This window comes from Rhizobium sp. R635 (assembly GCF_002211285.1).
GTDB lineage: Bacteria > Pseudomonadota > Alphaproteobacteria > Rhizobiales > Rhizobiaceae > Rhizobium.
The window spans coordinates 1-17614 of the sequence record NZ_LOKX01000012.1 but is presented as its reverse complement, the minus strand read 5'-3'; the positions used below and the strand labels follow the sequence as shown (position 1 = coordinate 17614).

Annotated in this window: 15 protein-coding genes and 2 pseudogenes; 5 read left to right on the top strand and 12 right to left on the bottom strand. The window is 62.4% G+C overall.

The annotated features are described in order from the left end of the window. Positions 1-33: 33 nt before the first annotated feature. A complete protein-coding gene (locus ATY78_RS10810) occupies positions 34-516 on the bottom strand; it encodes an RES family NAD+ phosphorylase (RefSeq protein ID WP_088682341.1) in 483 nt (160 codons plus the stop codon). Continuing rightward, positions 513-944 (bottom strand): antitoxin Xre-like helix-turn-helix domain-containing protein, encoded by a 432-nt coding sequence (locus ATY78_RS10805; protein ID WP_064696724.1) that lies wholly within the window; start codon positions 942-944, stop codon positions 513-515. The genes ATY78_RS10810 and ATY78_RS10805 overlap by 4 nt, the downstream gene beginning before the upstream one ends. Positions 945-1205: 261 nt before the next feature. Here ATY78_RS10805 and ATY78_RS10800 point away from each other — a divergent pair, with 261 nt between their 5' ends. The 4 genes from ATY78_RS10800 to ATY78_RS10785 all read left to right on the top strand — a co-directional run bounded on the left by ATY78_RS10800 (position 1206) and on the right by ATY78_RS10785 (position 5850). Continuing rightward, entirely contained in the window at positions 1206-2219 is a 1014-nt protein-coding gene (locus ATY78_RS10800; RefSeq protein ID WP_088682340.1) for a sugar ABC transporter substrate-binding protein, read from the top strand. A gap of 67 nt (positions 2220-2286) precedes the next feature. After that, positions 2287-3837, top strand: coding sequence for a sugar ABC transporter ATP-binding protein (locus ATY78_RS10795; RefSeq protein WP_088682339.1), 1551 nt, complete (start codon positions 2287-2289; stop codon positions 3835-3837). After that, positions 3827-4846 (top strand): ABC transporter permease, encoded by a 1020-nt coding sequence (locus tag ATY78_RS10790; RefSeq protein WP_088682338.1) that lies wholly within the window; start codon positions 3827-3829, stop codon positions 4844-4846. The genes ATY78_RS10795 and ATY78_RS10790 overlap by 11 nt, the downstream gene beginning before the upstream one ends. Before the next feature lie 2 nt (positions 4847-4848). Beyond that, positions 4849-5850, top strand: coding sequence for an ABC transporter permease (locus ATY78_RS10785; protein ID WP_088682337.1), 1002 nt, complete (start codon positions 4849-4851; stop codon positions 5848-5850). 16 nt (positions 5851-5866) lie between these two features. Here the strand turns inward: ATY78_RS10785 and glpK are convergent, their stop codons facing one another. From glpK to ATY78_RS10735, 10 genes and pseudogenes are all read right to left on the bottom strand, one after another. Further along, positions 5867-7369 carry a glycerol kinase GlpK gene (gene glpK / locus ATY78_RS10780; RefSeq protein ID WP_088682336.1) on the bottom strand — a complete coding sequence of 501 codons (1503 nt, stop codon included), beginning with the start codon at positions 7367-7369 and terminating at the stop codon, positions 5867-5869. Between the two features lie 152 nt (positions 7370-7521). Then, positions 7522-9243, bottom strand: a complete 1722-nt coding sequence (locus ATY78_RS10775; RefSeq protein WP_088682335.1) for an ABC transporter substrate-binding protein — start codon at positions 9241-9243, stop codon at positions 7522-7524. 78 nt (positions 9244-9321) lie between these two features. After that, positions 9322-9603 (bottom strand): DUF2160 domain-containing protein, encoded by a 282-nt coding sequence (locus ATY78_RS10770; RefSeq protein ID WP_088682334.1) that lies wholly within the window; start codon positions 9601-9603, stop codon positions 9322-9324. Positions 9604-9616: 13 nt separating this feature from the next. Next, positions 9617-10444, bottom strand: a complete 828-nt coding sequence (locus ATY78_RS10765; protein ID WP_088682333.1) for a carbohydrate ABC transporter permease — start codon at positions 10442-10444, stop codon at positions 9617-9619. A gap of 14 nt (positions 10445-10458) precedes the next feature. Continuing rightward, a complete protein-coding gene (locus ATY78_RS10760; RefSeq protein WP_088682332.1) occupies positions 10459-11325 on the bottom strand; it encodes a sugar ABC transporter permease in 867 nt (288 codons plus the stop codon). Between the two features lie 3 nt (positions 11326-11328). Beyond that, the gene (locus ATY78_RS10755; RefSeq protein WP_088682331.1) at positions 11329-12399 is read right to left on the bottom strand and encodes an ABC transporter ATP-binding protein; all 1071 of its coding nucleotides are present in this window, start codon (positions 12397-12399) and stop codon (positions 11329-11331) included. Positions 12400-12408: 9 nt separating this feature from the next. After that, complete coding sequence (locus ATY78_RS10750) at positions 12409-13488, bottom strand: ABC transporter ATP-binding protein (protein ID WP_088682330.1); 1080 nt, start codon at positions 13486-13488, stop codon at positions 12409-12411. Between the two features lie 42 nt (positions 13489-13530). Then, a complete protein-coding gene (gene glpD, locus ATY78_RS10745; protein ID WP_088682329.1) occupies positions 13531-15045 on the bottom strand; it encodes a glycerol-3-phosphate dehydrogenase in 1515 nt (504 codons plus the stop codon). 121 nt (positions 15046-15166) lie between these two features. Further along, positions 15167-15940, bottom strand: a complete 774-nt coding sequence (locus ATY78_RS10740; RefSeq protein ID WP_088682328.1) for a DeoR/GlpR family DNA-binding transcription regulator — start codon at positions 15938-15940, stop codon at positions 15167-15169. A gap of 99 nt (positions 15941-16039) precedes the next feature. Then, positions 16040-16765 (bottom strand): annotated as a pseudogene (locus tag ATY78_RS10735) (DMT family transporter); the annotation flags it as partial. 80 nt (positions 16766-16845) lie between these two features. Between ATY78_RS10735 and ATY78_RS10730 the strand changes: the two are divergent. Continuing rightward, positions 16846-17597, top strand: a pseudogene (locus tag ATY78_RS10730) (IS5 family transposase). Positions 17598-17614 lie beyond the last annotated feature (17 nt).

Genomic DNA, 17614 nt, shown 5'->3' with positions numbered 1-17614 from the left:
AGGAACTGGCGGGAAACATTTCTCGCTGCCGCGTCACATGCCGAACAGACGACGATCCCAGAAGACGGGCTCGTGAAGGCTCGCTGTGATCGATGCGAATTCCGGATGCGCCGGGTTGATCAGCACGTTGCGGTCGACGCGGGCGGCGACGCTCGGCACCAGCAGGATGGCGCTGCGCTTCTCCTGGCACCAGCCTTCACCGAAGTCCTTGCTAACGCTGGCCGGCATGCTGTCCCAGCCCGGCAGCGCGGGCTCGGAGAAAACCTCGTAGCTGACCCCGCGCGGTATGGTGATGGTGACATAATGCTGGTTGGGCGGCAGCCGCCCGCTGCCATGCACGAGCTTTTCGAGAAGCGCCGTCGAATAGTGTTCGCTCGTATAAATGATCGGGCTGCCTGCCGTGTTCCACCGCCCCGGCGCGATGGTCGAACCGGTGGCGTCGAAGATCGGATAGGTTCCGTCAGGATCTCCGATACGGACGGATGTCAGCGTGCGGTCCAGGCGTTGCGCGCTCACGCAGCACTGCCGTATTTCAGGCTTCCGAGGATATCGAGAACGAGTTCGCCGCCGATTTCGCTCTGAATGACGACGTCGATCGGCCGCCTGTCCTCCAGCATCGCATGCGGGCGGAACAGGAAATCGCGCGCCTCGATCTCGCTCTGCCAGACATCGAGCGCCAGCCCCCAGACGCGCGCAAGGCGGGCGAGCTTTATGCCCTCGTCGGAGGAAAGCCGATGCTTGGACTTGCGCCGCTCATAGGTGGCCTTCGGCACCAGCCGGTACTTGAACTGCGCATCGCTTGGCGCCAGAAGCAGCGCCATCCGGTCAAGCGCCTTGACCGGCAATCCCTCTTCGATGCTGGAGAGCAGCCCGAAGGCCGAACGCGAGGCCGGCTCCCTGGCCGGCAGGCCGAGAACATCGGCAACGACTGCAAATCCCGTCATGACAATGGCTCCAATTCACTTGAGGTTATATTTAGTCTCAATTGGGCCAATGTTCAATAGCCGTTCCAGTCGGGCTTCGATCCTCCCCCACCGGGCACAGGCGATGATGGCATGTTCACTCGCTGGATCGGGGAACCGGCAGCCAGGAATGCGCTTAGCTACATCAAGTCTTTTCCTACAGGATCGTCTTTTTGGAAATTCATTTCTCCTCATTCTATTTAGTCCACTTAATTTATAGATATAGTCATTTGGAGAGTGATCATGAGCATCGAAAAGTCCGAAAGCGGTCTTGGAAGACGAGATCTGCTGAAATTGTCCGTAGCGGCCGGGGCTGCCGTCGCCGGCGCTTCGCTGATCGGGCAGAAGCCGGTTTTCGCAGCCGACGGGGAGCTGTCGCTGAAAGGCAAGCGCATCGCCATCAGCGCCACCGGCACCGATCACTTCTTCGACCTGCAGGCTTACAATGCCCAGATCGAAGAGGTGAAGCGTCTCGGCGGCGAGCCGATCGCCGTCGATGCCGGACGCAATGACGGCAAGCTGGTCTCGCAGCTTCAGACGCTGATCGCCCAGAAGCCGGATGCGATCGTTCAAATCCTCGGCACGCTCAGCGTCATCGATCCCTGGCTGAAGAAGGCGCGCGATGCCGGCATCCCGGTTCTCACAGTCGACGTCGGCTCGACCAATTCGATCAACAACACCACGTCGGACAATTGGGGCATCGGCAAGGATCTGGCGCTGCAGCTCGTCTCCGATATCGGCGGCGAAGGCAATATCGTCGTCTTCAACGGCTTCTATGGCGTGACGCCGTGCGCGATCCGCTACGACCAACTGGTCAACGTCGTCAAATATTTCCCGAAGGTGAAGATCCTCCAGCCGGAACTACGCGACGTCATCCCGAACACGGTGCAGGACGCCTTCACGCAGATCACGGCGATCCTCAACAAATATCCGGAAAAGGGATCGATCAGGGCGATCTGGTCGGCCTGGGACATTCCCCAGCTCGGCGCCACCCAGGCGCTGACGGCAGCAGGGCGGACCGAAATCCGCACCTATGGCGTCGACGGCAGCCCCGAAGTGCTTCAGCTCGTCGCCGACCCCAATTCGCCGGCCGGCGCCGATGTCGCCCAGCAGCCGGCCGAAATTGGCCGCACCGCCATCCGCAACGTCGCCAAGCTGCTGGCCGGCCAGACGCTGCCCCGCGAGACCTATGTTCCCGCCCTTCTCGCCAACAAGGTCAATGTCGGCGACGTCACCAAGAAACTCGGCATTGGTTGACGCAGCCCGATGAACGGTCCGGCCATGCCGGACCGTTCACTGCCGGAATCACGTTCGGAAGGATCGCATGACGGCCATTCCCCTGAAGCAGCCGGTGACGGCGCGAGACGACGTCATCCGCTTCGAAGGCATCGTCAAACGTTTCGGCGGCGCGCAGGCGCTGGCCGGTGCGTCGCTGATCGTCAGGCGCGGAACCATCCACGGCCTCGTCGGCCAGAACGGCGCCGGCAAGTCGACGCTGATCAAGCTGCTGGCCGGTCTCCACCAGCCGGATGACGGGCGGATCGAAATCGAAGGACAGGCATTCGACCGGCTGACGCCGCATCTCGCCGAAGAGCTCGGCATCCACTTCATTCACCAGGACCGCCTGCTGGTGCCGACCTTCACCGTCGGCGAAGCCCTGTTCCTCGGCCGCGAACCGCGCATAAGGGGCACGCCGTTCCTCGACCGGCGGCTGATGCAGCGCCGCGCATCCGAAATCCTCAACGACTATTTCGATATCCGCTTACCGAACACCGCTCTGATCGGTGAATTGTCGACCGCCGAAAAGCAGATCGTGCAGATCACCCGCGCCCTCCTCAACCAGCCGAAGGTGCTCGTCTTCGACGAGCCGACCGCCGCATTGGTCCGCCGCGAGGCCGATATTCTCTTCAGGCTGATCCGCCGCCTGCGCGATGAAGGCGTGACCATCATCTACATCTCGCATTACCTGAACGAAATCGAAGAGCTCTGCGACCACGTCACCGTGCTGCGCAACGGACTTGATGTCGCTTCCGTGCCGATCAGGGAGACTTCGGCTTCGGCGATCGCACGGCTGATGGTCGAGCGCGACATCAAGGACATGTTCCCGAAAGCTGAAGTCACGCTCGGCGACGAAATCCTCAAGGTCGAGCAGTTGTCGGCATCGGGAAAATACAGCGACGTCAGCTTCTCGCTTCGCCGTGGCGAGGTGCTCGGTCTCACCGGCCTGCTCGGTTCCGGGGCAAAGGAGCTGGTCCGCACGCTCTTCGGCCTGGAGACCCCCTCCTCCGGCAGCATCGAGATCAGCGGAAAATCCGCCCGTTTCGCCAATCCCACGCAAGCCGCCGGCCGCGAAATCGCCCTGGTGCCGGAAGATCGCCGCCGCCATGGCGTGGCGCTCGACCTCAGTGTCGCGGAAAATACCAGCCTTTCCAGCCTCGGCCGCTTCACGCGTTTCGGCTTTCTCGATCGCAGGCGCGAGCAGCGCGAGGTCGATGCCCTGATCGCGCGGCTGCAGGTGAAGACCAGCGGACGCAATGCGCTGCTGCGCACGCTCTCAGGCGGCAACCAGCAGAAGGTGGCGATCGCGAAGTGGCTGAGCCGGCACTCCGAGGTCTATCTCCTCGACGAGCCCACCGTCGGCGTCGATATCGGCTCCAAGGTCGAGATCTATACGTTGATCGGCGAGCTTGCGGCGCGGGGCGCCGGCGTCATCGTGCTGTCTTCGGATTTGCCCGAACTCATCGGCATCACCGATCGCATCCTCGTGCTCTTCCGCGGCCGCGTCGTGCGGGAATTCATCTCGTCGGAGACCACGGCGGACGCCGTGCTGGCGGAATCGACCGGATCGTCGAAGGGAAAACGCCATGTCGGCTGAAGTAGAATTCGCGCCTTCCGGATTTTCGGCGGTAGAACCGCCTGACCAGCCGGCCGGCAATATCGCGGCCGCGGCACTGCGCTTCGGATCGCTCATCGCTTTCGCGGCCATTCTGATCGTCTTCTCGCTGACCGCGCCTTACTTCCTCAGCGTCGGCAACATCGGCAACGTGCTCGGCCAATCCGCCATCTCGGGCGTGCTGGCCATCGGGCTGACGGTCGTCCTGATCGCCGGCGGCTCCAATGTCGTCACCGGCGGCATCGACCTGTCGCTTGCGGCCAATATGGGCCTCAGCGCCGCCGTCTATGCCAGCCTGACCCAGCTCGGCTACGGCGATGCGGCGGCGATCTCGGCAGCGGTCGCGACCGGGGCGCTGATCGGTGCGGTCAATGCCATTGCCGTCGTCCATGCCGGCATCGTGCCGTTGCTGGCCACGCTTGCCGTAATGAACGTCGTCGCCGGCCTGGAACTGGTGCTGACCCAGAATACCGTTCTGCCGGCTTCCACACCCCTCCTCTCGGCGCTTTCGGCATCCGGTCCCTTCGGCCTGCCGGTTCTTGCCTATGTGCTCCTCGGCTTCACGGCCCTTGCAACGGCGGTCGTCCAATATACGCCGCTCGGCCTGCGCCTTTATGCCGTCGGCGAATTCCCGGATGCGGCACGCGCCGCCGGTCTGCCGCTTCGCCGCCTGCTTGCCGGCGCATTCATCGCCAGCGGCCTATGCGGCGGCATCGCCGGCATCCTGAGCGTCTCCTATCTGAGCGGCAGCACGACCGGCTCCGGCGAGATGCTGTTGCCCGTCGTCGTCACCGCCCTGCTCGGCTCGGTCTTTTCGCGCCGGCTGGTTCCCACGATCACCGGCACATTGCTCTCGGCCCTGCTGGTCGGTTTCCTCACAAACGGTTTCCAGCTGCTCAACATTTCGAGCACGCTGGTCAGCGGCGTCCAGGGCCTGCTCATTCTCATCGTGGTCTCCGCGACCACCCTGTTGCGCCGTCAGGAGGCCTGATCATGTCGCTCCAGACTTCGACATCAACCGTCACCGGTCTGCCGCGCCTTATCGCCGCCGGCGCGGTGCGCTACGGGCTGATCCTCGCACTCGTCGCGGTGTCCGCCATCCTCTCAGCGGCAACGCCGACATTTCTGACGCTTGCCAACCTGCAGAGCATCCTCGTCAACAATTTCACGCTGCTTGCCATCGTCTCGATCGCCATGACCTTCGCCGTCTCCTCGGGCGGCATCGATCTCTCCGTCGGAACGGCGATGGATTTTGCAAGCTTCGCCTTCGTCTCCCTCGTCCTTGCCGGCCAGCCGGTGGCAATCGCGGCCCTTGCCGGACTGGCGGCAGGAGCGCTCGTCGGCGCCTTCAACGCGCTGCTGATCTCAGGGATCGGCGTCTCCCCCTTCCTTGCGACACTCGGCACACTGTTCATCGGCCGCAGCATTCAGCAATTGCTGACCAATGGCGGCAATCCGGTCTATCTGCCGCCGAGCGGCGTGCCGGAAGCTTTCCGCTTTCTCGGCCACGGCACGATCGCCGGTTTTCCCGTGCCGCTTGCGGTCGCGATCCTCATCATAGCGGCGGCCGCGGTCGTCTTTGCCCGTACGCGTTTCGGCCGCGTCATCCTGTCGATCGGCATCCAGCCGGCCGTCGTGCGCTATTCCGGCATCGCAGCATCTGCCCATATCGCCGCAACTTTCATCATCGTAGGCTTGATCGCAGCCGTCGCCGGCCTGATCCTGACGGCGACCGTTACCGTCTACATCCCCTCTTCCGGCAATGCCTTCCTGCTGAATGCCATCGGCGCGACCTTCATCGGCACGACGCTCAGCCCGCTCGGGCGGCCGAATGTCGGCGGCACCGTGCTCGGCGTGCTGCTGCTCAGCATCGTCGCCAACGGGCTGCTGCTGACCGATCTGAATTTCTATTGGCAGCAGGTCGGCACCGGCACGCTGATCTTCGCCGTGCTCGCCCTCAGCTTCATCAACAGGAAAGCTGCCGGCAACGCGTGAGAAAAAGCCGAAGTCTCTACCCCGCCGAGGTGTCCGAGATCATGCGCGAGACGGCATTTTTCCAGCCGATGATCTTCGCCTGCCGCTCGGTCTCTTCCATCGAAGGGTCGAAGCGGCGGTCGCAGGCCCAGGCCTGAGCAAACTCGCGTCTGCCGGGCCAGATTCCGGCTTTCGAGCCGGCGAGCCAGGCTGCGCCGAGCGCCGTCGTCTCGCGGATTGCCGAGCGGTCGACGGGGTTTCCGGTGATGTCGGCCAGGCACTGCATCGTCCAATCCGAAGCCGCCATGCCGCCATCGACGCGCAATACCGTTTCCAACTGGTTGGCGCCCCAATCCTTCTTCATCGCAACGAGCAGGTCGAGCGTCTGATAGGCGACGGATTCGAGCACGGCGCGGGCGAATTCCGCCGGGCCGCTGTTGCGCGTCAGGCCGAAGATCGCGCCGCGCGCGGCCGGATCCCAATAGGGTGCGCCTAGGCCGGTGAAGGCCGGAACGATATAGACCTGCTGGCCGGGGTCTGCCTTGGTCGCGAGAACCCCTGCCTCGGAGGCCTGATTGATAATGCCGAGACCGTCGCGCAGCCACTGCACGGCGGCACCGGCAATGAAGATCGAGCCTTCGAGCGCATAGGTCGTCTCGCCGTCGAGCCGGCAGGCGATCGTCGTCAGCATGCGGTTGGAGGAGGAAACACGGTCCCTGCCGGTGTTCAGAAGGGCAAAGCAGCCGGTGCCATAGGTGGATTTCATCATGCCGGGCTCGAAGCAGGCATTGCCCACAGCCGCAGCCTGCTGGTCGCCGGCGACGCCGAGGATCGGAAGCGCGGCGCCGAACAGCGCCTCGTCGACCCGGCCGAAATCGTCGGCGCATTCCCTGACCTCGGGAAGCATGGCGGAGGGAATGCCGAGAATGCCGAGAAGCTCCTCGTCCCATGCGCCGTCATCGATATTGTAAAGCAGCGTTCTCGACGCATTGGTCGCATCGGTGGCGTGCACGCGACCATCGGTCAGCTTGTAGATCAGCCAGCTGTCGATCGTGCCGAAACAGACTTCGCCTGCCTCCGCCTTTTCCCGCAGACCATCGACATTGTCGAGCAGCCAGCGCAGCTTCGTGCCGGAGAAATAGGGATCGAGCAGCAGGCCTGTTTTGGCGCTGAACAGTTTCTCGTATCCGTCGGCCTTCAGGCTCTCGCACATTTCGGCGGTGCGCCTGTCCTGCCAGACGATCGCGCGGTGAAGCGGCACGCCGGATTTGCGATCCCAGACGACCGCCGTCTCACGCTGATTGGTGATGCCGATCGCGGCGATCGCGGCGGCGTTCAGTCCGGCATCGGCGATGGCGCTCCTCACCGTGGCGACGACGGACTGCCAGATTTCAGCGGCGTCATGCTCCACCCATCCGGGCTGCGGATAATATTGGGTGATCTCCGCCTGCGCCGAGCCGGCCATTTTCATGCCGCCATCGAAGATGATGGCGCGCGAAGAGGTCGTGCCCTGGTCGATCGAAAGAATATAGCCGCTCATATATCCGTCTCCGGTTCGCACGAAACCGCTCGGCCCGCCGCTCAGCGGCAGGACTCAATGTTTGATGAGAGAAAGATTGTGGGTGCCACCGGCTTCAAGCCGGTGGCAGGAGGTGATGGCCGGAAGCCTCGTTGCTTCCGGCCGGGTCCGCCTTACTTCTGCCAGCTCTTGACGAGTTCGTCGTAGTTGACGGTAAGCGGCTTTTCCTTCTCGTTCTCGATCTTCAGCTGCGGCGCCAGGTTGCCCTTCTTCACCGCATCCGCGTTCCAATAAGCGAGATCATGCTCTTCGGCGAGTTTCGGGCCGATATCGCCCTGGACCTTGGCGCGCTCGAGGCGCTGCAGCACCTTTTCCTGTTCGGAGCAAAGCGAGTCCATTGCTTCCTGTGCCGTCTTGGCGCCGGAAGAAGCATCACCGATTGCCTGCCACCACAGCTGCGCGAGCTTCGGATAGTCAGGAACGTTCGTACCGGTCGGCGACCACTGCAGGCGGGCCGGCGAACGGTAGAATTCGATCAGGCCGCCGAGCTTCGGCGCGCGATCGGTGAAGGACTTATGGTCCAGCGTCGATTGGCGGATGAAGGTCAGGCCCATGTGGCTCTTCTTCACGTCGACAGTCTTGGAGGTGACGAACTGGGCATAGAGCCAGGCGGCCTTTGCACGGTCGTCAGGCGTGGACTTCATCAGCGTCCAGGAACCTGCGTCCTGATAGCCGAGCTTCATGCCGTCCTTCCAGTAGACGCCATGCGGGCTCGGTGCGAAACGCCATTTCGGCGTGCCGTCCGCGTTGACGACCGGCAGGCCGTCCTTGACGAAGTCGGCGGTGAAGGCCGTGTAGGTGAACATCTGCTGGGCGACTTCACCCTGCGACGGGACCGGGCCGGATTCGGAGAAGGTCATGCCCTGAGCCGCAGCCGGTGCATAGGCCTTCATCCAGTCCAGATACTTCTGGATGGAATAGACCGCTGCCGGGCCGTTGGTGTCGCCGCCGCGCGCGACGCACGATCCGACCGGACGGGAGTTCTCGTCGACCTTGATGCCCCATTCGTCGACCGGCTTGCCGTTCGGGATGCCCTTGTCGCCGTTGCCGGCCATCGACAGCCAGGCGTCGGTGAAGCGCCAGCCGAGCGACGGGTCCTTCTTGCCGTAGTCCATATGGCCGTAGACCTTCTTGCCGTCGATCTCGCGGCCGGTGAAGAACTCGGCAATATCCTCATAGGCCGACCAGTTGACCGGCACGCCGAGATCGTAGCCGTACTTCGCCTTGAAGTCCGCCTTGTTCTTCTCGTCGTTGAACCAGTCGTAGCGGAACCAGTAGAGGTTCGCGAACTGCTGGTCCGGCAGCTGGTAGAGCTTGCCGTCGGGCGCCGTGGTGAAGGACTTGCCGATGAAGTCGTCGATGTCGAGGCCGGGATTGGTGACATCCTTGCCTTCATTGGCCATCCAGTCGGTCAGCGAGCGGGCCTGCTGGTAGCGCCAATGGGTGCCGATCAGGTCCGAGTCGTTGATGTAGGCGTCATAGATGTTTTCGCCCGACTGCATCTGCGTCTGCAGCTTTTCAACCACATCGCCTTCGCCGATCAGGTCGTGGGTGATCTTGATGCCCGTGATCGCGGTGAAGGCCGGAGCCAGCACCTTCGATTCATATTCATGCGTGGTGATCGTTTCGGAAACGACCTTGATGTCCATGCCGGCGAAGGGTTTCGCGGCATCGACGAACCACTGCATTTCCTTTTCCTGGTCGGCGCGGGAAAGCGTCGAGAGGTCGCCGACTTCCTTGTCGAGGAAGGTCTTGGCCTCGTCCATGCCGGCATAGGCCGATGCTGTCATCGCCAGCAGCAAGCCTGCTGTCGTCGTCAATAAGTGCCGTCGCATATTATCCTCCCAAGGGTTTGCGATTGCAGTCACGTCTCAGGCGGCCAGTACCCCCGGCCATCTGTCTTCTCCTTGCCGTCACACGTAGCGGAACACGCCGATGGCGTAGACTACGGAAATGGCAAGAGCCCACCACAGGTTGGGCCCAGCGAGCCCAAGCCATGCAAGATGAATGAACGCTGCGCCGAGCAGCGAAATGAAAAGCCGGTCGCCGCGCGTCGTCTCGAAACGCAGCACGCCTGTGCGCGGCGAGCCGCCCGGCGAAAAATATTCCCAGACGCTCATGGCGATCAGAAGCGCCAGGATCGTCAGGAAGAACAGCGCCGTCGGCAGCGTCCAGGCCATCCAGGAAAATGTCATGGCCGTCTCCTCCTCAGACGCGGCCCAGGGCAAAGCCCTTGGCGATGTAGTTGCGGACGAAATAGATGACGAGCGCGCCGGGAATGATGGTGAGCACGCCGGCTGCCGCCAGCACGCCCCAGTCCATGCCGGCCGCCGAAACCGTGCGCGTCATGATCGCCGAGATCGGCTTTGCCGCCGTCGTGGTCAGCGTGCGGGCAAGCAGCAGCTCGACCCAGGAGAACATGAAGCAGAAGAAGGCCGCGACACCGATCCCGCTCGCGATCAGCGGCATGAAGATCTTCACGAAGAAGCGCGGGAAGGAGTAACCGTCGATATAGGCGGTCTCGTCGATCTCCTTCGGCACGCCGGACATGAAGCCTTCGAGAATCCAGACCGCCAGCGGCACGTTGAACAGGCAGTGGGCAAGCGCCACGGCGATGTGCGTGTCGATCAGGCCGAAGGCCGAATAGAGCTGGAAGAAGGGCAGCGCGAAGACGGCCGGCGGCGCCATGCGGTTGGTCAGCAGCCAGAAGAACAGGTGCTTGTCGCCGAGGAAGCGGTAGCGCGAAAAGGCGTAGGCCGCCGGCAGCGCCGCGAGCACCGAAATGACCGTGTTCATCGCCACGTAGATGATCGAATTGATGTAACCGCTATACCAGGACGGATCGGTGAAGATGACGGTATAGTTCCGCAGCGTCGGGTTTTGCGGCCAGAGCGAGAAGGCGCCAGTGATCTCGGCATTCTCCTTGAAGCTCATGTTGACCAGCCAGTAGATCGGCAGGAGCAGAAAGAGAATGTAGAGCGTCGTGACCACCCAGGAGAAGTTTCCGGCGGGCTTGTATTTCATTGTCGCAGCCATGGATCTCTCCTTTCTCAGGCGTTGGCGTCGCTGCTGGTCATGACCGTGTAGAAGATCCATGACAGCAAGAGGATGATCAGGAAGTAGATGATCGACATCGCCGCGGCGGGGCCGAGATCGAACTGGCCGACGGCCATCTTCACGAGATCGATCGACAGGAAGGTGGTCGAGTTGCCGGGACCGCCGCCGGTAACGACGAAAGGCTCGGTATAGATCATGAAACTGTCCATGAAGCGCAGGAGCACGGCGATCAGCAGCACCCGCTTCATCTTCGGAAGCTGGATGTAGCGGAATACGGACCAGCGCGAGGCGCCGTCGATCTTCGCAGCCTGATAATAGGCGTCGGGGATCGAGACGAGGCCGGCATAGCAGAGCAGCACGACGAGGCTCGTCCAGTGCCAGACGTCCATGACGATGACGGTGACCCAGGCATCGACCGGATCGCGGACATAGTTGTAGTCGAGGCCGATCGCTTCGAGCGTATGGCCGAGCAGGCCGATATCGACGCGTCCGAAGACCTGCCAGATGGTGCCGACGACATTCCACGGAATGAGCAGCGGCAGCGCCATCAGAACGAGGCAGACGGGAACGCCGATGCCCTTCTTCGGCATATTGAGCGCGATGAAGATGCCGAGCGGAATCTCAAGCGCCAGGATGATGAAGGAGAAGAGCAGGTTGCGTTCGAGCGCTTCCCAGAAGCGGTCGGAATGCAGGGTCTGGACGAACCAGTCGGTGCCCGCCCAGAAGAACTCGTTGTTGCCGAACGTATCCTGGACCGAATAGTTGACGACGGTCATCAGCGGGATGGCAGCCGAAAAGGCGACCAGCAACAGCACCGGCAGGACCAGAAACCAGGCTTTGTTGTTCCACGTCTTCTGCATGTCTCAGGCCTCCCTGCCGACACGCCAGCTGTCGGCGTAAATGCTGATGGCGGACGGATCGAAGGTGACGCGGGCATCCGTGGGGATGTCGGCATCCTCCTGCACGACGATCGCAATCGGCTGGCCGGCGAAGCGGGCGCGTACGATCTTCTGCCGGCCGATATCCTCGACCTTGGTGATGGTGACCTGCATGCCTTCCCGTCCGAGACGGATGAATTCGGGGCGGATGCCAAGCTCGGTCTTGGAACTGCCTGCGGTCTTCGGCGCGTAATCGAGCGTCAGCACCTCGTCTCCGACCTTGACGGCACTGCCGTCGATCTGCGCCGGCATGACGTTCATGCCTGGCGAACCGATGAAATAGCCGACGAAGGTGTGGCTCGGCCGCTCGAAAAGCTCGGCCGGCGTGCCGATCTGAACGATCTGGCCGTCATACATGACGACGACCTTCTCGGCGAAGGTCAGCGCTTCGGTCTGGTCGTGTGTGACGTAGACCATGGTGAAGCCGAACTGCTTGTGCAGCCGCTTCAGCTGCGAGCGCAGCACCCATTTCATATGCGGATCGATGACGGTCAGCGGCTCATCGAACAGGATGGCGTTGACGTCATTGCGAACCAGGCCGCGGCCGAGAGAGATCTTCTGCTTCTGATCCGCCGTCAGCCCCTGCGCCTTGCGCTTGGCCCAGCCGGCAAGGTCGATCATTTCGAGAATGTCGCGGACGCGCCGGTCGACATCGGCTTCCGCCACGCCGCGGTTGCGCAAGGGGAAAGCGAGATTGTCGTAAACGGTCATCGTGTCGTAGATGACGGGGAACTGGAAGACCTGCGCGATGTTGCGGCTCTGCGTCGAAAGATTCGTCACATCCTTGCCGTCGAAGAGGATGCGGCCATGCGAAGGCTGCAGCAGACCGGAGATGATGTTGAGCAGCGTGGTCTTGCCGCAGCCGGAAGGACCGAGCAGCGCATAGGCGCCGCCGTCGTTCCACTCGTGGTCGACTTCCTTCAGCGAATAATCATTCTCCGTCTGCGGATTGGCTCCGTAGGCGTGGCGGATATGGTCGAGCGTAATGCGTGCCATTGTGCTCTCCTATGCCTTCTTTTCGGCTGCAGCGATGGCGCGGCTGTCGGCGCCGAACGCCAAGAGGTGGCGCGTGTCGAGGAAGGCCTCGATCTCCATGTCGGGATCGATGTCGTGAATCCCGTGCGCCAGCATCACCCAGCGCACGCCGTCATATTCCAGGTGGACGAAGCTCTCAGAACCGGTGATCTCCGAAACCAGCGTGCGCGCCTGCAGGCGGGCCGCGTCACCCGTCTGTGGCTTGAAGCCGAGATGATGCGGGTGAAAAGCGATGGTCACCGGCCCCTCCGGCACGGCAGCCAGATGCGGGGGAACTGGAAGGGCTGCTCCGCCCGGACGCGTAAAGACATTGCCGGATTTGGTGACGTCGAGCGTGTTCAGCGGCGGGTCGGCGAAGATGCCGGCGGTGGCGAGGTCGGCAGGCCGGCGGTAAACATCGATCGTCGGCCCGAACTGGGTCACGCGGCCTTCGTTCAGCGTCGCCGTATTGCCGCCGAGCAGGAGCGCCTCGGAAGGCTCGGTCGTGGCATAGACGAAGATCGCGCCGGATTGGGCGAAGATCTTCGGCAGCTCTTCACGCAGTTCCTCACGCAGCTTGTAATCGAGGTTGGCGAGCGGCTCGTCCATCAGCACGAGGCTGGCATTCTTGACGAGCGCGCGCGCCAGCGCGGTGCGCTGCTGCTGGCCGCCGGACAGGTTGAGCGGCGTGCGGTCGAGATAGGGCGTGAGCTTGAGAAGTTCGGCCGCCTTGCGCACCTCGCGGTCGATCGTGGCCGCATCCTTGCCCGATATACGCATCGGCGAGGCGATGTTCTCGTAAACGGTCAGCGCCGGATAATTGATGAACTGCTGGTAGACCATGGCGACGTTGCGCTTCTGCACCGGCATGCCGGTGACATCGACGCCGTCGAAATGGACGGAGCCGGCGGTCGGACGGTCGAGCCCGGCCATCAGCCGCATCAGCGACGTCTTGCCCGACAGCGTCGGCCCGAGCAGGACGTTCAGCGTGCCGCGCTCGAGGACCAGATCGGTCGGATAGATATGATAGTCCGCGCCCACCATCTTGGCGGCGTTTCGCAGTTCCAGCATTCCGATTCCCCTGCCTCCACGCAGCGGGGACCACACGCCGCCTTATCCGGCCATCGCCGGTATGGCAGCCATGTACTCCTCCAGTGACTGAGCCTGCTCCCTGGAAAGGCGCAGACCATCCTTCGTTCTCCTCCACAGCACGTCTTCGGCGTGCCGGGCCCATTCATGTTCGACGAGGTATTTGACCTCGGCTTCGTAAAGATCGCCGCCGAACAGCTGCCCGAGGTCTTCGATGCCGCGGGCATCGCCGATCAGCGTCTCGGCCCTGGTGCCGTAGCGGCGCACCAGCCGGCGCGCATGCGGATCGGCAAGGAAGGGATAACGCCGCTTCAACTTGGCGACTTCGCCTTCATAACCCTGGACCGCGAAATTGCCGCCCGGCAGATGGCTCTTTGCCGTCCACGGGCTGCCCTTGACGCCGATCGCGGCGCCGATCTTCTCCAGCGCGTGCTCGGAAAGCCGGCGATAGGTGGTAAGCTTGCCGCCGAAAACGTTGAGCAGCGGCGCAGCCCCGCCTTCGCCTTCCAGCTTCAGCACATAATCACGCGTCGCCTCCTGCGCCTTCGAGGCGCCGTCGTCATAGAGCGGCCTGACCGCCGAATAGGTCCAGACGATATCTTCCGGCCGCACCGGCTCCTTGAAATATTCCGAAGCCGCGTTGCAGAGGTAGGCGGTCTCCTCCTCGGAGATCCTGACGTCCTTGGGATCGGCGGTGTAGTCCCGGTCAGTGGTGCCGATCAGGGTGAAGTCGCCCTCATAGGGAATGGCGAAAATGATGCGGTTGTCGGGATTCTGGAAGAAATAGGCTCTGGGATCGTCGAACTTCTTCCTGACGACGATATGGCTGCCCTGAACGAGACGGACGTGTCGGGCCTCGTTCTGGCCGAAGGCGGAACGGATGACATGATCGACCCAGGGACCGGCGGCATTGACCAGCATGCGGGCCTGATGGCTGTCGTTGCGCCCGGTGACGGTATCGACGGTCTCGATATGCCACAGGCCGTTCTCGCGCCTCGCCGCGACTACCTTGGTGCGCGGCAGGACGGTCGCCCCCTTGTCGGCGGCGTCGCGCGCGTTCAGCACAACCATGCGGGCATCGTCGACCCAGCCGTCGGAATATTCGAACGCCCGCGTGAACAGCGCCTTCAGCGGCTTGCCGGCCGGGTCCTTGCGCATGTCGAGCACATCAGTCGCCGGCAGCAGCTTGCGGCCGCCGAGATGGTCGTAAAGGAAGAGGCCGAGCCGGATCAGCCAGGCGGGGCGAATGCCGCCCTTGTGATAAGGCAATACGAAGCGCAGCGGCCAGATGATGTGCGGCGCCATCGCCCAGAGGATCTCGCGCTCCATCAGCGATTCACGCACCAGGCGGAATTCGTAATGTTCGAGATAACGCAGGCCGCCATGGATCAGCTTGGTGGCGCCGGACGAGGTGCCGGAGGCGAAATCGTTCATCTCCGCCAGCGCGACGGAATAGCCGCGCCCGACGGCATCGCGCGCAATGCCGCAGCCGTTAATGCCGCCGCCAATGACGAATATGTCGTGTATCTCCCGGCCCAATTGCCCCTCCGAGCCCACTGCTGATTTCGCATCGCACAAAACTTGCGCGATTGCGAAAGTGATAACAGTTAAAACGAAAGGAATGTGAATGTCAAACGAATGTTTGTTTCAGTCGCGTGACCTAGCGCGATCTGCTGGCCGTTTCGATCAGCTTCACATTGTTTTCGAGGCAAAGATTGCGGATGGACGGCACCGGACAGTGGTCCGTAATGAAGGTATGGACCTGGGAAAGCTGGCCGATCCGAACCGGCGCAGTGCGTTCGAATTTCGTCGAATCGGCCACGAGGATGACATGCCGGGCATTGGCGATGATCGCCTGCGCGACCTTCACTTCGCGAAAATCATAATCGAGGAGCGCGCCGTCGATATCGATTGCCGATGCGCCGATGACGGCATAATCGACCTTGAACTGCCGGATGAAATCGACCGCCGCTTCGCCGACGATACCGCCGTCCGAGCCGCGCACGACGCCGCCGGCGATCACCACCTCGATTGCCGGAAAAAGACGCAACCTGTTGGCAACGTTGATGTTATTGGTGATCACCATCAGCTCGTGGTGATTGGCGAGCGCCTCGCCCACCGCTTCGGTCGTCGTTCCGATGTTGATGAAGAGCGAGGCTCCGCTCGGGATCAGCTCGACTGCCGCCATACCGATCGCCTGCTTCTCCGAAGCGGCGATCTGGCGCCGCGCCTCGTATTTGACGTTCTCCGTTCCGCTCGGAAATGTCGCGCCGCCATGGATGCGCGTCAGCACCTGCGCATCGCAGAGATCGTTCAGATCCTTGCGGATCGTTTGCGGCGTCACCGAGAAGCGGGAGGCGAGCTCCTCGACCAGAACCCTGCCGCTCGATTTCGCAATCGCCACGATTTCAGTTTGTCGGTCGGTCAAGAACATCGGCGCCCCTTTCGGTCTGCTTTCGTTTTTAAAGAAAGCGAAGGGCGGCGCAATGCCTATTTGTCAGTGGGCCAACTTCCGCACTCCAAATGAACGCGGTTATCGTTTCCGCATGACGTTGACCACGAGCACGCCAAGGATCGCCATGACGCCGCCGGCAGCACCCAGCGCCGTCGGCGTCTCGCCCAGCCAGACGAACCCGATCAGCGTTGCGACCGGCGGGACGCCGTAGAGAAAATTCGAGGCGCGCGCAGCCGTCAGCCGCTTCAAGGCGATGGCCCAGGTGAGATAGCCGATCGCAGTCGGGAAGATGACGAGATAGGCAACGCCCCAGTTGACTTCCGCCGGTGCAGCGGCCAGCGCGCGGATCGTCGCCGGGACGGCCGGAAAGAGCGGCACGGAGCCGATCAGCAGGATCCAGGCGGTGACGGCAAGCGCCGGCAGGCGAGCGAGCAGCGGCTTCTGCAATACGCTGGCGATCGCGGAGCAGAGCGCTGCGCCAAGGATCAGCACGGCGTTCGGATCGAGCTTGAAGCCACCATCAGAGGAAAGCGCAATCAGCGCCACGCCGCCGAAGGAAACCGCCGTACCCGCCCAGCCCCAGCGTCCGAAGCGTTCGCCGAGCGCGAATGTGGCGATCAGCGCGGTGAAAACGGGCATGGTATTGATGATGAAGCTTGCCGGCCCCGCCGCCACCGTCTGCTCGCCGGTGTTCAACAGAACCGCATAGGCGGCGATGAAGAGGACGGCGGCGACCGAGAGCCGGAAGACATCGCGCTTTTCCGGCATCGGCCGGTAAATGGCGAGGTAGACGAGGGCTAGGACCAATCGACATTCAGGATTCCCAAATCAGTTGATCACTGATTCATAGAGTACCCGTGTGACGCACGGAGGCCTTGATGGCGGTGAAGCGATACGAGTTGAACGAGTCGCAATGGTCGAGAATTGCGCCTTTGCTGCCTGGCAAGGCGGGCGATCCAGGCAGGACGGGAGCAGACAACCGGTTGTTTGTGAACGGCTGTTTGTGGGTGTTGCGCTCGGGGGCACATTGGCGGGACCTGCCGGAACGCTACGGCAAGTGGAAGACGGTCCATCGCCGGTTCAGTCGCTGGTGCCATGCCGGAGTCTGGGAGCGGGTTTTCGATGCGCTGACAGCTGAGCGGGACAATCAGTACCTGATGATCGACAGCACCATCGTGCGTGCCCATCAGCAGGCGGCCTCCGGAAAAGGGGGGCCAAGGATCAGGCGCTGGGGCGTTCCAGAGGTGGATTGACCACCAAGATTCATATGCTGGCCGATGCGCTCGGCAGACCATTGCGTTTCATCGTCACCGCCGGTCAGGCCGGAGATATTACCCAAGCTCCGGCTCTTTTGGAGGGGCAGGTCGGCAAGGCCGTACTCGGCGATAAAGCCTATGACAGCAATGCCTTGCGGGAAACGATCGCCGGCATGGGAGCCGAGGCGGTGATCCCCTCAAACCGCTCGCGTAAAATCATCATACCGCACGATGAAACCATCTACATTCAGCGGAACCGCATCGAACGCTGCTTCAACCGAATGAAGCACTTCCGTCGTTTCGCCACACGTTATGACCGCAGAACCATTCACTTCAAAGGCTGCGTATATCTCGTCGCAGCGATGATCTGGCTCAGATGAATGTCGATTCGTCCTAG

What these genes read in the sequence shown, in the direction of transcription:
- ATY78_RS10805 (WP_064696724.1), bottom strand. Translation starts at nt 944, where the DNA reads ATGACGGGATTTGCAGTCGTTGCCGATGTTCTCGGCCTGCCGGCCAGG.
- ATY78_RS10800 (WP_088682340.1), top strand. Translation starts at nt 1,206, where the DNA reads ATGAGCATCGAAAAGTCCGAAAGCGGTCTTGGAAGACGAGATCTGCTG.
- ATY78_RS10795 (WP_088682339.1), top strand. Translation starts at nt 2,287, where the DNA reads ATGACGGCCATTCCCCTGAAGCAGCCGGTGACGGCGCGAGACGACGTC.
- ATY78_RS10790 (WP_088682338.1), top strand. Translation starts at nt 3,827, where the DNA reads ATGTCGGCTGAAGTAGAATTCGCGCCTTCCGGATTTTCGGCGGTAGAA.
- ATY78_RS10785 (WP_088682337.1), top strand. Translation starts at nt 4,849, where the DNA reads ATGTCGCTCCAGACTTCGACATCAACCGTCACCGGTCTGCCGCGCCTT.
- glpK (WP_088682336.1), bottom strand. Translation starts at nt 7,369, where the DNA reads ATGAGCGGCTATATTCTTTCGATCGACCAGGGCACGACCTCTTCGCGC.
- ATY78_RS10775 (WP_088682335.1), bottom strand. Translation starts at nt 9,243, where the DNA reads ATGCGACGGCACTTATTGACGACGACAGCAGGCTTGCTGCTGGCGATG.
- ATY78_RS10770 (WP_088682334.1), bottom strand. Translation starts at nt 9,603, where the DNA reads ATGACATTTTCCTGGATGGCCTGGACGCTGCCGACGGCGCTGTTCTTC.
- ATY78_RS10765 (WP_088682333.1), bottom strand. Translation starts at nt 10,444, where the DNA reads ATGGCTGCGACAATGAAATACAAGCCCGCCGGAAACTTCTCCTGGGTG.
- ATY78_RS10760 (WP_088682332.1), bottom strand. Translation starts at nt 11,325, where the DNA reads ATGCAGAAGACGTGGAACAACAAAGCCTGGTTTCTGGTCCTGCCGGTG.
- ATY78_RS10755 (WP_088682331.1), bottom strand. Translation starts at nt 12,399, where the DNA reads ATGGCACGCATTACGCTCGACCATATCCGCCACGCCTACGGAGCCAAT.
- ATY78_RS10750 (WP_088682330.1), bottom strand. Translation starts at nt 13,488, where the DNA reads ATGCTGGAACTGCGAAACGCCGCCAAGATGGTGGGCGCGGACTATCAT.
- ATY78_RS10740 (WP_088682328.1), bottom strand. Translation starts at nt 15,940, where the DNA reads ATGTTCTTGACCGACCGACAAACTGAAATCGTGGCGATTGCGAAATCG.